Source organism: Ensifer sp. Root558 (assembly GCF_001427045.1).
GTDB classification, from domain to species: domain Bacteria; phylum Pseudomonadota; class Alphaproteobacteria; order Rhizobiales; family Rhizobiaceae; genus Ensifer; species Ensifer adhaerens.
Genome location: NZ_LMGC01000038.1, coordinates 42779 through 56876, shown reverse-complemented (window position 1 = coordinate 56876; position 14098 = coordinate 42779). Strand labels below are relative to the sequence as shown.

Below are 14098 nucleotides of genomic sequence, written 5' to 3'. Positions count from 1 at the left end.
GGAATTTCCTCAAGCGATTGTTCCTGATCCGCCGGAGCCGGGACGAAAGCCGTCCCGGTCCATCCGGTTGCGCACAGATGGTAAGTGCGATCCGCTCGATATATGTCCGATGATCAGTCAACCTTAGCAGTGGCCGCACGTTGGGCTTTCAATCCGAGCAGAATTCCGAGGGAAGGCAGGATGCCCGCTACGAGCAGGTTGGTGCCGAGATCGAACTGATCGACAATACGACCGCCGGCAAAGGATCCGGCGGCAATGGCGATATTAAAGATTGCGACGAACAGCGCCGTTGCGACTTCGATGTCGGAGGGTGCCGACTTCATCATCCAGGTTTGCAATGAGACCGAGACGCCGCCATAGGCGATGCCCCACAAGATGAGGACGACCGCACCGCCAAGAGCGGAGTTTCCGAAGAGAGCAAAGCCGAAGAGGACAGCAGCAAGGGCACCGGCAATGCACAGCAAGGTCGCGCCGGTACGCCTGGCGGCCCCAGGGCCAGCAACAAAGTTTCCGCCAATACCAGCGGCTCCATAGGCAAACAGCATGAGCCCGACCCATTGTGTGCCGATGCCCGAAACAACTTCCAGGAGCGGACGTATGAAGGTGTAGGCCATGAAATGCCCCGCAACGAACAGGAACGTGATCGCCAAACCAAGCTGGATCCGGCGGTTCAAGAGCTGATGGCCAAACTGGCTGAGCCGGACGGACTGGTGGACGGGCAGCGCAGGCAACGCGCAGAGATTGACCACAAGCACGATCGCACAAAAGACCGCCATCGCGGCAAACGCGAAGCGCCAGCCCGCCGCGTCACCGATCATGGCTCCGACCGGAACGCCAAGAACCGAAGCTGCTGCAACGCCGCCGAAAATGATCGCCGTTGCGACACCGATCGATCGGCCCGGAACCAGCCGTAGCGCAAGGCCTCCGGCAACGGCCCAGATGCCGCCCATGCAAAGGCCGACAATGATACGCGCCGCCAGGAGCAAACCGATCGTACTGGCCAGCGCCGAAATGATGTTTGTAACAACCAGCAGCAAGAGAAGGGTGGTCAGGATGCGCCTTCTGTCGATCCTGCCGGCCAAGAGTACCACGGTGGGCGCAAAGAGCGCGGCAAGCAACGCCGGCAGCGAGAGCGTCAAACCGGCGGTCCCCATCGACGTTTGAAGGTCGTCTGCGATCGGCGTCATTAACCCAACGGGCAGCATCTCCGTCGTCACGACGCAAAAGGTCGACAGGCCGGCGGCATAGACCGGTAGCCAATTCTCCCGGTCAGGGCCTCCCTTCCTTTGGAGTCCGTCGGTTTCTTCCTGGAGTTTCATCTAATTGCCTCTTTCATTCTGGGGCGAGGCACGTTGTGGCGCCCAGCCAATCCTTCATGTCCCGTTGCCGGGACGTTGCGAGGCATTCTTTACTGTTTCCGATATTCAGATAACTTCGGCCTTATGGAAACAAAAGGGACGAATCGTCCCCAATAGGATCTTGCGATGCTGGACCATCTCGGCGATGTGCGCGCCTTTGTTCGTGTCGCCGATGACCAGAGCTTCACCCTGGCGGCGGAACGGCTCGGCCTCTCCCGTTCCGCGGTCGGGAAATGTGTCGCACGTCTTGAAGACAATATGGCAACGCGGCTGATCCATAGAACAACGCGTAGCGTCAGCCTCACCGAGGAGGGCCAGCTCTTCTACGAGCATGCGATCAGGATCCTGTCAGAAGTGGACGACGCGGAGTTCGCCTTGGCACAACGGCACCAGGCCCCAAGAGGGCGCCTTCGCATCGATGTGCCGATCGCCCTCGGTAGGCTGCACATTCTGCCCGTTCTCCAGCGCTTCCTGAACCGTTGGCCCGAGGTGGAAGCGGAGGTTTCGTTTTCGGATGAGTATCGCGACATCGTCGGCGACGGCATCGACGTTGCCGTTCGTATCGGCGGGCCCACCGACAGTCGCCTCGTGCGGCGGGTCCTGGCCTCTCATCGGCTCATAACCTGCGCTGCGCCGGAGTATTTAAAGCGGCGCGGAACGCCGCGCACCATCGACGAACTGACGCGCCACGACAGGATCGGGTTCAAGCACGCAAGCGGACCGGTACCGTGGCATTACAGGGTCGGCGGCGGAGACCGGGACGTCGGTGTTCAGGGAAACTTGCGTCTCGGAAACACCGAGGCCATTCGCGACGCTTGCCTCGCCGGAATGGGCCTTGCGCAACTCGGCGCATTCCTGGTGGGCCGCGACATCAGGGAAGGCAGGCTTGTCCCCCTGCTCGAAGAATTCGAGCGCGACGAGCCGCCCGTTTGCGTCGTCTATCCGACACGAAAGCACGTTTCTCCAAAGGTCCGCCTTTTTATTGAGGCCATCCGAGCGGGATGGGCGGCCGGTGCGCCCTGGGCGTAGCCCGGCGCGCCCTCATGCCTTCGGCTGTGCTACTCGCAACTTGTGGGGTGCGATCACGCGCACTACCTGTGAGGCGTGAAGAGCGGCGGCCGCAACGGCATGTCCTTGAGGTGATGATGAAACTGCCCCCGCAAGCCGGAGCCCCGCCTGCGAGCAATCCCGACGTGTTCGACGCATCCTGCTCGGCTCGGCATGCGCTCGAACTGATATCGACGAAATGGGCGATCCTCATCATGTCGGCGCTCGCGGCGGGCCCGATGCGCAATGGCGCGTTGCTGCGCAAGGTCGAGGGCATTTCGCAAAAGATGCTGACCCAGACGTTGAAGGACCTCGAGCGCAACGGGTTGGTGCAGCGTCACGATCACCAGACGAACCCGCCCCATGTCGAGTACAGTCTGAGCTCAGTCGGCCTGTCTCTCAGCGAAACGCTCATCAGCCTCGACCGATGGGCGGAGCGAAACTTTCCGGAGCTTGATTACTTCAGGGAGCAATACGATGCGGCCGCGAGCGAGGCAAAGGCGGCCAGGCGGCGGAAGGTCCGCCTGCCCTAGCCGAAAGATATTGCGCGCACGCAAGACGGCTCACGCCCAGACGCGACCTGATCGCGGCGTGTCGATCTGGTAGTCGGAGGTGTGAGCGCTGAAGAAGTTCCGGCCGAACAGGCGCGCCCGTCCGATCGGGTCACTCGGATCGCGGCAAATATCTGTGCGTGCGTTGCCATGGCCATGAACGACGCCGACGAAGGTCGAACGCGTATAGCGGCTGATTTCCTGGAACTGATGCTGCGGGCTGGACGAAACGGTGGGGTAGGTCTCTTCTGAGCTGAGGACGAGGCCGATCCGTTTTCCAGTCATCTGCGCGACAACGGACGCCGATTGTGGATGCGACGTGGCGACGTAGCAGAACATTCGATCGAAGAACGCCTTCAACTGCGCAGAGACGCCATACCAGTAGATCGGGCTTGCGGCGACAAAGCCGTCAGCGGGAAGGTAGGAACCAAAGAACGCCCGCCGGAAACCGTCGTCGATCGCGCATTCGCCATCGGGCATACGACATTGGCGACAGTCTCTAAGCAGCGCCGACAGGACGTCGTCGACGTGAACGGTCTCGACCTCGTGGCCCACCTCAAGCAGGCCATCGGCCACGGCATTCGCCATCGTCGTCGAGTTTCCATCGCGCCGCGGGCTGGAGCAATATCTTCCTCAAGCAGCGGACAACCTGGAAAGGGAAACTCCAGGGCTTGGTTGCAGGCCTATCGGGCGCAAGGGCCACCTACAAGTACGCACCTTGGGGTGCCTATGTTGAGGGTGCTTTCGCTCTTTCGCTATTCGGTTCGGGCCGCGACGGCCAGTTCGGCACATGCCGGGTAGAGGCGCATGCTGGTGGCAAGGGATCGCGGCCGTGGCCTTGGGCCCACGTGGCAAATCGACCGGAGCAGGCTGCAACAGCGCGCGCAGTCGTGTCGGCAGAGCGTCTTTTCAGTTCAGCAGGTCTACAGCCGTTTGGGCATGGGTGTTGTCCGGCGGTCAAGGTGTTGGTGGAGAGCACGTTCGAGATCCCGAATGATAGCTCGTCACGAGAGCCGCTGCTGCACAGGTCGGGATCGCAAGGGGATCCGGACCGTTTGCATGCCATGACCCTACGGCTGTGGAGGGATGCCGTGCCGATGGCCAATACTTGGCGAAGCGGCTTTCTGATCGAGTTGCGGCCCGCAATGCAGCTGACACCGGAGGTTTATTCTTGACCGATGCATAGCTGGATGGCTATGTATCGTGCTTGGCCATTTGGTATGGGGCTCCGCGCCCATCACGGTGGATCCGACCCTGAACGAACTGACGGAACAGTCGAGGTCCGGGATGCCTGAGAAGAAAGTCGGAAAGAACGCACCGAAAGCCGCTTCCCCTGCGCCACGTTCAAAGATCGGACGCAAGACGCCGCCGACAAAATCGGCCGATGGCGTCGTCCTTCTAACCGGCGGCAATCCGCAGATCGCAAAGGGCTACGGAGATGCGCCGGTGCAGCAGTACATCGCTGCGATGCCGGGGTGGAAAAGCGATCTAGGCAAGCGGCTGGACCGGCTGGTCGTCAAGACCGTTCCCGGCGTCGAAAAAGCGGTCAAGTGGAACTCTCCCTTTTATGGCGTGGAAAAGGATGTCTGGTTCCTCAGTTTTCATTGCATGACGAAATACGTGAAGGTTGCTTTCTTCCGCGGGGCGCAATTCAGCCCCTTACCTCCCGGCACGTCAAAACAGCCGGATGTTCGTTATCTCGACATCTATGAGACGGACGAACTCGACGAGGCGCAGTTCATGGATTGGGTCAAGCAGGCCAGCGAACTGCCGGGCGAGAAGATGTAAAAGCGTCGCCGCAGATCCTTCGCCGCCGGGAATGGCCGGGCCAACGGATGTCAGCGGCCACGGCGGTGTACGGCCGCGGCCTTGCCTCCCCACAAGCTGCTTCTCAATCGGCATTGCCCACCATGAGTATCTTCATGACGGCGGCCATTGCCGGGTCGGTGCCAGCGGCATAGTCGGCAAAGCTCGTGGAGCGCGCGACGTCTGGCTGAAGGGGACCTGCCGGGACGTCGTAGACGTAATTCAGCAGGAAACAGGTCCTGATCTCCGACAGGCTGCAACCGTGTTCTCAGTCGTGATAGGCCGTCGAGTAACGGATGGTGATCTTCGAGTTCGGCAGAACCGTGCGGCCGCCTTCGCCCCAGAACTGCAGCCGGTCTCCTATCGGCTCGCCGACAAGTACCGTGCGCGGGCCGCCGAAGTACTTCAGTCGCGCCGCCGTGCTGATCGCGGCCGAAAACGTGTTCGCGCTGGTCAGCACAAACAGCCGTCCCTCCGGCGGCAGGATGGCCGGGAGCCTTCGCGAGAAATCGGCGGTCAGTTCGTAATTGCCGCCATTGTTGAACCGCAGGTCGACGACTGCATTGCGTATCGGTTTTTTCTCAGCTTCGTCCAGGACCTTGGCGAGCCCCTGCGACAGGCCCTCCGGCGTCGCATCCCTGATGCGGTTGATCTGGACGTAGAGAAGATCGGGCAAGGGATAGTGGTGCCAGACATTGGCGTCGGGGCGCGTGAGATAGGCCGGTAGCGTGACATCGTCGAGCACGTGCCGCCACCCGGCGCCGCGACCGGTCTGCGACAAGGGACTGAAATCGCGTCGTGGCCAGACATGGGCGTTCAAGGGTTCCGGCGCACCGGACGTGGCGACAAGAGCGATTTGCGCTGCGCGTCCATCCGCCCGACGGATGAAATAGGCGCTTTCCCGCGGGCTTTCGGCAAGGCCGGCGGCATGGAGCAATTCCGGCGAAATCGCGACATTCGGGACGAATTCCTTGGCGAGATTGGCGGGGCCGCCGAAATAGGGCGGAAGCGCATCGACAAAGGCCTCCGTCGCTCTTCCATTTACCTCAAGGATCTCTCCGCCCAAAAGGTGCGATTGCTCGCCTGTCGTGGCGATCACAAACAGGCCGTCGGCAAACCAGCCAAGCCGGATGGGAACCGCATTGAAGCTGTGGCCGCCGACGAGGCCGACCACGCTGGTGTGCCCATTGTCGGCGAGCGCGACCGCTTTTGCAGCCGCGATCGCCAGACCGGCGCGGTCGAGATCACCGGCCCGTTGTTCGATCACTTCGAGGGCGGCGGCAAAAGCGGCCTGGGCGGTCGGCGAGAAGCTGCGGTCGACCTCGATCAGGCGCCGCAGATGGGCAAGGTCCTGCCTGTTGCGCTCCAGTTGCAAGGTCGCGGCCGGAAAGTCGCTTCGGGGATAGCTCTTCAGCGTCGGATAGAGAATAGCCGCAAGCGGCGCGACCAGCAGGAAAAGCAAGGCAACAAGCGCGATCGATGCAATCCGAACGCCGCGCCGCCGCCAAAACCTCTTGCCTCTCGGCGCCGGACCTTCCTTGCCGATTTGAGTCTCGTTTCCCATCGATTGACGGCCCCCAACAGCGCCCCTCTTCAAGGCGCGATCCATCCACAAATTCGGCGCTCCAGCCAGGGCCGGCGATATTCCTTCAGCATCGCGCCCGAGCCCTGTTCCGGCCCGCAGCAATGACGGAGGTCGGACGATCGGCAAGACAAGACGGAGGAACGGCAGCACGACAATTCCATGCTCGCCGCCGGGGAAAATCAGAAGGCCGGTTCGGTCCCGTATTCGTCGTGGCGCCGGTTCCAAACGTAGGGTTCGGTCTGTGGCCATCCCGCGGGAGACACTTCCCATGTTTCCTGGCGACCGTAGGGCGTCAGGTCCAGATACGTCCACATGCTGCCGAGATACTCCACGCCACGCGCACCGTTGAAATAGGTGCGGTAGATATCGTCGCCGTCCCTGAGGAAAACGCTGACGCCATGACGCTCGCTGGTCCTGGTCGGGTCATCCGGGTCGGCGACCGTGGCCCCCATGTCGTGGTTGAAGTCGCTCGCCATGGACGAGTACCAGACCGGGTGCTGCCACTGCATCCGGGCCTGATATTTCTGCAGCTTCTCGAGCGGCGCGCGCGAGATCAGCACGATGGACGTATCGCGTGCGTTGAGATGCGCCGGGTGGGTCATCGCGTCCACGACCCAGGAACAGCCGTCGCAGCCCGCCTTCCATCCGGGCGCGAACATGAAGTGATAGACGATCAGTTGCCGCCGACCATCGAAGAGGTCGGCAAGGCTTAACGTGCCCGTGGGGCCTTCGAACGAATAGTCCTTGTCGATCCTGACCATCGGCAAGCGCCGTCGCTCGGCGCTCAAGTCATCGCGTGCGCGGGTGAGGGCTTTCTCCCTGGCAATCTGTTGTTCGATTGCGGCTTGCCACTCATCAATTGAAACTATCTTAGGCAACATTCTCAATGATCTCCCTTTTTGGGCAACTTGCGTGGGGGCATCGTTGCAACGCTGAACTCCGATCGGCGACGTCCAGCCAACCGGCTCGGTTCGATTGCTCCCGAAAAGCTCTCAATCCGATCTTACCGGCGCGGTCTCCGTCGCATCTGGCTGCAATATGTTGTAAAACCATAACATGTCAAGCAAGCGGGAAGAAGTCTCGGTTTTCTGGGCATTGGCCCAGGCGCAGACCACCGACATGCTCTGCGCCGCCTTTTCAGACATGGATCGCTGTACCGTCATGCAGCATCTGAAGGTGCTGGAAGAGGCCGACCTGATCATCGTCAGCCGGGCAGGACGCGAGCGCTGGAACTATCTCAATGCGCTGCCGATCAAGCGCATTCACGGCCGCTGGATCAGTGAACATGCCGCCCACCCGGTGACCATTCTCGACAGACTGAAACCCGGCATGCCCGAAGTGCGTGCGGCCCTTCGTTCGGGCCTGCGCTATGCCGCCGAAGAGATCATGGCGCGCGACAAATACCAGCAGAAACTGACGCCGGCAAAGGTCGCGCTCGAGCTCGGTATTTCCGTGCGCCAGCTGCATGTCCTGTTCGAACACGCGGAATTGACCTTCGCTCGCACGCTGGCATCGATGCGGACTTCGCAGGCGCGGCGGCTTCTCGTCGAGCGGCCCGCCTTGCCCGTCACCGAGGTCGCCTATGCCTGCGGATTCGATAGTCTTGCAAGGTTTTACCGACTTTTCACGGGCGCTTACGGGATGGCGCCGGGCGAATTCCGGGCGGCAGGCTCGCTCCATTAGTCCCGGGCGGATGCCTGCCTTGACGTAAGGCCGGCCTCGGCGTCGGATCAATCCGGTTGCCAAAAAGCCATAATTGCTTCACCTAGATCCCTCTTCGACACTCGGCATTAAGAATTGGGTCAACGCTGAATGCGCATTTCATACGTCTTCCTTGGTGCATTTCTTGCAATCGCGCCGTCCGCCTATGCCGACGTTGCCTCGCCTCCTGTTCTGGAGCCGCTGAAGCAGCAGGCACAGGCCGCACAGTTGAGCGCAAAATTTCTGACGCGCTACAGCTACAAGCCCGTTCCCCTAGACGACGCCCTGTCGGCCAAGATCATGGACAGCTTCATCGAGTCCCTCGATCCGGATCGTGGGCTCTTCCTGCAGGCCGACATCGACAGTTTCAAACCTGACCGCAACGAGATCGACGACGCCATCAAGAAGAAGGACCTGAAGATCCCGTTTGCGATCTTCAACGTCTATGGAAAGCGTGTCGTCGACCGCATGAACTACGCGCGCGAGCTGCTGAAGCAGGACTTCGATTTCACGAAGCAGGAGGATTATTCCCTGTCGCGCGAGAAGGCGCCCTGGCCGCAGTCGGAAGCCGAGAGCAACGAGCTGTGGCGCAAGCGCGTGAAAAGCGACTGGCTACGCTTGAAGCTCAGTGGCAAGACTGATGCGGCCATTCGCGAAACGCTCGACAAGCGCTATGCAAACGCGCTCGAGCGTGCCTCCAAGTACAAGAGCGACGACGTCTTCCAGTCGTTCATGAACGCCTACACGACGTCGGTCGATCCGCACACGGATTACTTTGGCGCCCGCGCTTCGGCCGATTTCGATATCGCCATGAAGCTCTCGCTGGTTGGGATCGGCGCGGTGCTGCAGGAACGCGACGACTACACGACGATCCGCGAGCTCGTGCCTGGTGGGCCGGCGCAGCTGTCCGGCAAGCTTGCGGTCGGAGACCGCATCACCGGCGTCGGGCAGGGTCACGACGGCCCGATAAAGGAAGTGGTCGGCACGCGCATCGATGAAGTCGTGCAGTTGATCCGCGGGAAGAAGGGGTCGGTCGTGCGCCTCGACGTCCTGCCGGCCGATGCGGGAGCAGACGCCGCCCATCGCATCGTCACCCTCGTGCGCGACAAGATCAGCCTCGAAAAGCAGGCGGCGCAGAAGAGCGTTCTGTCTGTGAAGGCGGGCGATACCACCCGCAAGATCGGGGTGATCACTCTTCCGGCCTTCTATGAGGATTTCGAAGCCCGGCGCAAAAGAGAGCAGGATTATCGCAGCGCGAGCCGCGACGTCGCAAAGCTTCTCGAAGAGCTGAAGCAGGAACAGGTCGACAGCGTTCTGATCGACGTTCGCAACAATGGCGGCGGTTCGCTGGACCAGGCGATTGCCCTGACCGGCCTGTTCATCGGCTCTGGACCGGTCGTTCAGCAACGCAGTGGCGACGGCAAGGTCGTGGTGACAAGCTCGGAGTTTCCTGAGCCTCTCTGGTCAGGGCCTGTCGGTGTTTTGATCAATCGCGGGTCGGCTTCGGCCTCTGAGATTTTTGCTGCGGCCATCCAGGACTACGGCCGCGGTGTCGTCATCGGCGAGCCCAGCTTCGGCAAGGGCACGGTTCAAACCGTCGTCGACCTCGACCAGATGGTCCGCAACAGCAAGCCTGCGTTTGGCGAACTCAAGGTGACGATCGCCCAGTTCTTCCGGGTCAATGGCGGCACTACGCAGCTGCACGGCGTAACGCCCGATATCAGTCTGCCGGGGCTTTCCGACCCGACGCGCTTTGGCGAGACGAGCTATGATAACGCCCTGCCGTGGTCAGAGATCAAGCCTGCGGATTATACGCCGGCCGATACCGTCACGGCGCTGCTGCCGGCACTGCAGGACCGCCATAATGCGCGCATTGCAAGCGACCCCGATTTCCAGCGCCTCCTCGAAGACATCGCCGACATCAAGGCGCAACGCGAAAAAGGCGTTGTCTCCCTCAACGAAGCCGAACGTCGCAAGGAAATGAAGGATCGCGAAAATCGTCTTAAGGCTCGAGCCCAGGGAAGCGATGGCGAGGATACCGGTGAGGACGATGGATTGAATGCGGACGAACGCAGCCTGAGTGCCGATATCGCAATGGAAAACGCCCGCAAGAACGCAAAGGACGTTCTCCTTGCTGAGGCGACCGCCATTCTGGCCGATGAGGCGGATTTGCAGGAAGGTGGATTGAAGGCAGCCACGCAGCCACCGGCAAGCGCCACCGGAAAGTAGTCTGCTCGGCCGATGCGCGGGTACTTAAGGAAAGGTCGACAAAGCACTCCGTTGTCGACCTTTTTTGTGTCCAGCACTCAGGGCAGACGTACAAGCCTATAAAATATCGTTGGCGTCGCTGAGCTGCGAGTAAATGGAGTATGCGCTCAGGAACAGAATGCTGAATACGATTATCGCGCTAAAAAACATAAAAAGGTACATCAATGTGCTCCGCGTAAAATCACCGTACATCCTTGTCCTATTGTTCTTTTGCAGGAACATTACGCTGTCAGAGACCTGATTTTTCCCGGATATTGAATTCAAATGGTAGTCAGCGCGTTGAGCTGAATTCGTAATGTTTTCACAAGGTGCAGGACCCCAATCGGCGCTCGTCTTTGACAACGAGGGTTCTGGGCGAATGACATGCAATGAGAAGACGAACAGCCATAGAAGGGGCGTGGCAGGGGGTCGGGGAATCGCAAGAATAGTGCCGATCATGCTCGCTCTTGGAGGATGTACGACCGTTCCCTTGAAGGAAGCAGGAACGCTTACCTCCTACAGCAACCTCAGTGCTCCGAAGGGGAAGTTCGAGAAGAAGAGAGTCTATTTCAGCAAGGATGGCCTGAAGGACGTCAAAACGGTGAGCATCGCGCCGACGTCTCTGGCCCCGCCTGCTCTGCAGCGTGTCGAGAAGCAGAAGGACCGCCTGCTGGTAACGAACGCGATTGACCGCGCGATCTGCATCACCATGAGCGAAAAATATCGGATCGTCCCGTTCGGTACGCCCGCAGATCTGACGGTCCGAACGGTTGTTACGGACATTGTCCCGACCGAGCCGTCCGTCGCTGGTGCCGCCAAGGCGATTTCCATCGGCAGTTCGCTTGCCTTGCCGGTCGGCATACCACGACTGCCCTTCGGGCTCGGCGGGCTGGCCGTCGAAGCGGAGGCCGTCGATCGAACCGGCAAACAAACGGCGGCGATCGTTTGGTCGAAGGGCGCGAACTCGTTTACGAGTGAAGCGCGCGTTTCGCAGGTTGGTGACGCCTATGACCTGGCCGCGGCTTTCGGCAAGGATTTCTCAAGAATGGTCGTCGCCGGCAAAGAACCTGGAGATTTCGATCTGTACTTGCCGTCCGTTTATGACATTCGCACGTCGCTTGGTGGGAAACCCGGTTCTGCGATCTGTGAGGACTTCGGGCGTGCGCCGGGTGTGGTCGGCATGATCGGCGCCTCCATCGGAGCGCCGCCGTCCTGGACGGACAGGGGAGGCAAGCTCGCCGTCGCGGCAACCGGAACAGCCGTTTCTGCCGAAAAAACAATCCCTTCCATTGGCAGCCGCTGAGGCGGACTACGCTTGTGTCTCGTAACATTGTCGCAAGGTGGCAATGGGATCCAGGTATCGACAAAACGAGAAATAAACCGAGGTCATTTTATGCGTCTTTTCATTGCAGCGGGCCTGCTGATCGTGCTGGCGGGATGCGAAACCGTAGAATACAGAAACCGTTGTGCCGAGTACGGATTCGTGCCGGGAACCGATGCTTATGCTAATTGCGTACAACGTCTTGATATGTCCGATGAACGCCGTAGAGGACGCGATTACGATCCTCCCGTGTATTCTTACGAGTAATTCCGCAGGGATGACGGATGTTTTAGCGAGGGCTGTTTCGATTAGGATGATTGCGACCTGACTTACGTCGTGTTGTTTAGAATCCTCTTTTGTTTCCTTCATGAATATTCGCATCTTCAAAACTCAATTCTAGTCGACACTGGCAGGCAACATGCGAATTCTGATCGTAGAAGATGATCGTGAGCTGGCGTCTTCGCTCAAGACCATGCTGGAAGCCGCGATCGGCGTTGCGGATGTATTCGAAACGCTTGCGGATGCCGAGGCGGCACTGCTTGCCTTCAAGTTCGATCTCGTGGTCATCGACCGCAACCTACCTGATGGTGACGGCCTGTCGCTGCTGCCGACGCTGCGGCAACTCCGCCCGAGGCCGGCAACGCTCGTTCTGACGGCATTGGACGATCCGACCGATATCGTGTCTGCGCTCGACAAGGGCGCAGACGAATATGTCGGCAAACCATTCGAGCCCATGGAGCTTATTGCACGGGCGCGCGCGGTTCTTCGTCGCTACAGCCTGGACGAGACCGGCTGCACGCAATTCGGCAATCTATCGTTTGATCTCATCAATCGATCCGCCATGATCGGTGAGAACGCGCTGAGCGTTCCGAGACGCGAACTCGCCGTTCTGGAAGCGTTGATCCGGCGGGCAGGGCGCGTCGTGCAGCGCGACAATCTTGAAGCTGCCGTCTATAACATCGACGAGGAGATCGAGTCCAACGTGCTCGATTCCCATGTCTCGCGGCTACGCAAGCGTCTGCGCGAGGGCAATTGCAGCGCAACGATCCGGACCATTCGCGGCATCGGCTACATGCTGGTGCAAGAGTAATGAGGCGCCCGAATTCAATCGCGTTTCCGGTGGCCATTGTGCTCATCTTGGGCATGGCGCTGATGATGGTGATCAGCACCGTCCTCACCGTCGCGGTGTTCCTGTTGACGGATGGGCAGAGCAGGAAAAAAATCGCAGTCGAAAGTGTCGTCGAACTTCTCCAGGATGGTGTGAGCTACGATCACACCGGCAAGTTTGTGCTCGAGGTCGAAGGCGTAATTGCGGAAAAGATTATCAGGCTTTCCGAAGAGCAGTCCGAATTCTGGTACTTTGTCAGTGACGGAACCCAAGCCATCATACACGGTGCCGTGCCGGCATCGGTCCAAGACATCATCGATACGACCTCTCCCCAGGTATTCTCCTCTGAGTTTTCTTACATGGCGGGCCAGCAGCAGTTTCTCGGGCTCCGAAAACTGAACGCGGAGGATCCACCCAAACTCGTTGTGGTCGGCGGAGTGACATTTTCGAATGCTGAAACGCTGCTCGTGGTCCTGCGCGAAATTTGGCCGCAGGGGCTTTACCATCTTCTGGGTATTGTTCTTGTTGCCACGGCCACGATCGCTGTCGTTGCTGTCAAGCGCACGATCGCAACCCCTGTAAGAAGGGTTGTCGATTCAGCCGAGCAGATCGACGGGCTTCCCAATGGTCGCCGGATATCGGATCGCGACACTCCGATAGAACTGAAGCCGATGGTTGCCGCGTTCAACACGGCGCTCGGTTGTATCGACAACGCGTTCGAAGCGCAGCGAAACTTTCTTGCCAACGCATCCCACGAATTGCGGACGCCGCTGACCAAATTGCGGTTGAAGCTCGACCTTGTTCAGGACCCGGACGTGCGGGAGGTCCTTGTTCGCGACACGGCGCGGCTTGCATCAATCGTCACGACATCGTTGCAGTTGGCGCGTTTGTCAGGCCAGGCGCTGACCTTCACCATGGCAGATCTCGCAGCCATCGCGCGCGCGGCCATTGCCGAGCATGTGCCATCCGTGATGAAGCAGGGCATGGACATCGAGTTCAAAGCAGAGGGGCGGGTCATTGTCCCCGGTTCCGAACCGGCCATTCGCCTGGCCTTGGACAACTTGATCATCAATGCGATGCGACACGCACGCGGAACGGAAGTGCTTGTAGTCGAGGTTCTGCAAGCCCGGATCGTGAGGGTCAGCGATGAGGGCCCAGGAATCCCGGCCGCGGAGCGCGAGAAAATGCTGAGGCCGTTTGTGCGGGGCAATACCAGCGCGAGTGAGGGAACAGGCATGGGACTGGCCATCGTTGCCCAGATTATGACGGCACACAACGGCTCCGTGGCGCTCGGAGAAGCAGCGAACGGCGGTTTGGTTGTCGATCTGGCGTTTCCGAAAACTGCGAAGGAATCCGCGTTTTCGTGATAGCCGC

The 14098-nt window shown here is 60.0% G+C and carries 10 protein-coding genes and 3 pseudogenes; 9 read left to right on the top strand and 4 right to left on the bottom strand.

From position 1 onward, the window contains the following. Nucleotides 1–113: 113 nt before the first annotated feature. Nucleotides 114–1319, bottom strand: a complete 1206-nt coding sequence (locus ASD63_RS32255; RefSeq protein ID WP_060530518.1) for an MFS transporter — start codon at nt 1317–1319, stop codon at nt 114–116. Nucleotides 1320–1484: 165 nt separating this feature from the next. Here ASD63_RS32255 and ASD63_RS32250 point away from each other — a divergent pair, with 165 nt between their 5' ends. Together ASD63_RS32250 and ASD63_RS32245 are read left to right on the top strand one after the other, a co-directional pair. Continuing rightward, on the top strand, nt 1485–2387 hold the full coding sequence (locus tag ASD63_RS32250; protein WP_060530517.1) for a LysR family transcriptional regulator: 903 nt from the start codon (nt 1485–1487) through the stop codon (nt 2385–2387). A gap of 116 nt (nt 2388–2503) precedes the next feature. Beyond that, a complete protein-coding gene (locus ASD63_RS32245; protein ID WP_060530563.1) occupies nt 2504–2938 on the top strand; it encodes a helix-turn-helix domain-containing protein in 435 nt (144 codons plus the stop codon). A 30-nt stretch (nt 2939–2968) separates the two neighbouring features. Here ASD63_RS32245 and ASD63_RS32240 read toward each other — a convergent pair. Beyond that, nucleotides 2969–3568: pseudogene (locus ASD63_RS32240) on the bottom strand (flavodoxin family protein); the annotation flags it as partial. A 591-nt stretch (nt 3569–4159) separates the two neighbouring features. On the opposite strand from ASD63_RS32240, the gene ASD63_RS32235 reads away from it, so the two are divergent. Continuing rightward, entirely contained in the window at nt 4160–4744 is a 585-nt protein-coding gene (locus ASD63_RS32235; protein ID WP_244497303.1) for a DUF1801 domain-containing protein, read from the top strand. A gap of 286 nt (nt 4745–5030) precedes the next feature. Here ASD63_RS32235 and ASD63_RS32230 read toward each other — a convergent pair whose 3' ends face one another. Together ASD63_RS32230 and ASD63_RS32225 are read right to left on the bottom strand one after the other, a co-directional pair. Continuing rightward, nucleotides 5031–6326, bottom strand: coding sequence for a hypothetical protein (locus ASD63_RS32230; RefSeq protein WP_060530515.1), 1296 nt, complete (start codon nt 6324–6326; stop codon nt 5031–5033). Between the two features lie 200 nt (nt 6327–6526). Further along, complete coding sequence (locus ASD63_RS32225; RefSeq protein WP_060520299.1) at nt 6527–7228, bottom strand: DUF899 domain-containing protein; 702 nt, start codon at nt 7226–7228, stop codon at nt 6527–6529. A 175-nt stretch (nt 7229–7403) separates the two neighbouring features. On the opposite strand from ASD63_RS32225, the pseudogene ASD63_RS36460 reads away from it, so the two are divergent. The 6 genes and pseudogenes from ASD63_RS36460 to ASD63_RS32195 all read left to right on the top strand — a co-directional run. After that, nucleotides 7404–7670, top strand: a pseudogene (locus ASD63_RS36460) (helix-turn-helix transcriptional regulator); the annotation flags it as partial. Beyond that, nucleotides 7662–8030: pseudogene (locus tag ASD63_RS36455) on the top strand (helix-turn-helix transcriptional regulator); the annotation flags it as partial. The pseudogenes ASD63_RS36460 and ASD63_RS36455, both read left to right, overlap by 9 nt. 129 nt (nt 8031–8159) lie before the next feature. Further along, entirely contained in the window at nt 8160–10277 is a 2118-nt protein-coding gene (locus tag ASD63_RS32215) for a carboxy terminal-processing peptidase (RefSeq protein WP_060530513.1), read from the top strand. A 475-nt stretch (nt 10278–10752) separates the two neighbouring features. After that, a complete protein-coding gene (locus tag ASD63_RS32210) occupies nt 10753–11598 on the top strand; it encodes a DUF3313 domain-containing protein (RefSeq protein WP_244497305.1) in 846 nt (281 codons plus the stop codon). A 436-nt stretch (nt 11599–12034) separates the two neighbouring features. Then, nucleotides 12035–12706: a response regulator transcription factor gene (locus ASD63_RS32200; RefSeq protein WP_060530510.1), complete on the top strand. Its 672-nt coding sequence runs from the start codon at nt 12035–12037 to the stop codon at nt 12704–12706. 29 nt (nt 12707–12735) lie between these two features. Beyond that, nucleotides 12736–14091 (top strand): HAMP domain-containing sensor histidine kinase, encoded by a 1356-nt coding sequence (locus tag ASD63_RS32195; protein ID WP_162253371.1) that lies wholly within the window; start codon nt 12736–12738, stop codon nt 14089–14091. The last annotated feature ends 7 nt before the right edge of the window (nt 14092–14098 follow it).

Coding starts and splice junctions, on each gene's coding strand:
- ASD63_RS32250 (WP_060530517.1), top strand. CDS start 1,485: ATGCTGGACCATCTCGGCGATGTGCGCGCCTTTGTTCGTGTCGCCGAT.
- ASD63_RS32200 (WP_060530510.1), top strand. CDS start 12,035: ATGCGAATTCTGATCGTAGAAGATGATCGTGAGCTGGCGTCTTCGCTC.
- ASD63_RS32230 (WP_060530515.1), bottom strand. CDS start 6,326: ATGGGAAACGAGACTCAAATCGGCAAGGAAGGTCCGGCGCCGAGAGGC.
- ASD63_RS32215 (WP_060530513.1), top strand. CDS start 8,160: ATGCGCATTTCATACGTCTTCCTTGGTGCATTTCTTGCAATCGCGCCG.
- ASD63_RS32255 (WP_060530518.1), bottom strand. CDS start 1,319: ATGAAACTCCAGGAAGAAACCGACGGACTCCAAAGGAAGGGAGGCCCT.
- ASD63_RS32210 (WP_244497305.1), top strand. CDS start 10,753: ATGCTCGCTCTTGGAGGATGTACGACCGTTCCCTTGAAGGAAGCAGGA.
- ASD63_RS32245 (WP_060530563.1), top strand. CDS start 2,504: ATGAAACTGCCCCCGCAAGCCGGAGCCCCGCCTGCGAGCAATCCCGAC.
- ASD63_RS32225 (WP_060520299.1), bottom strand. CDS start 7,228: ATGTTGCCTAAGATAGTTTCAATTGATGAGTGGCAAGCCGCAATCGAA.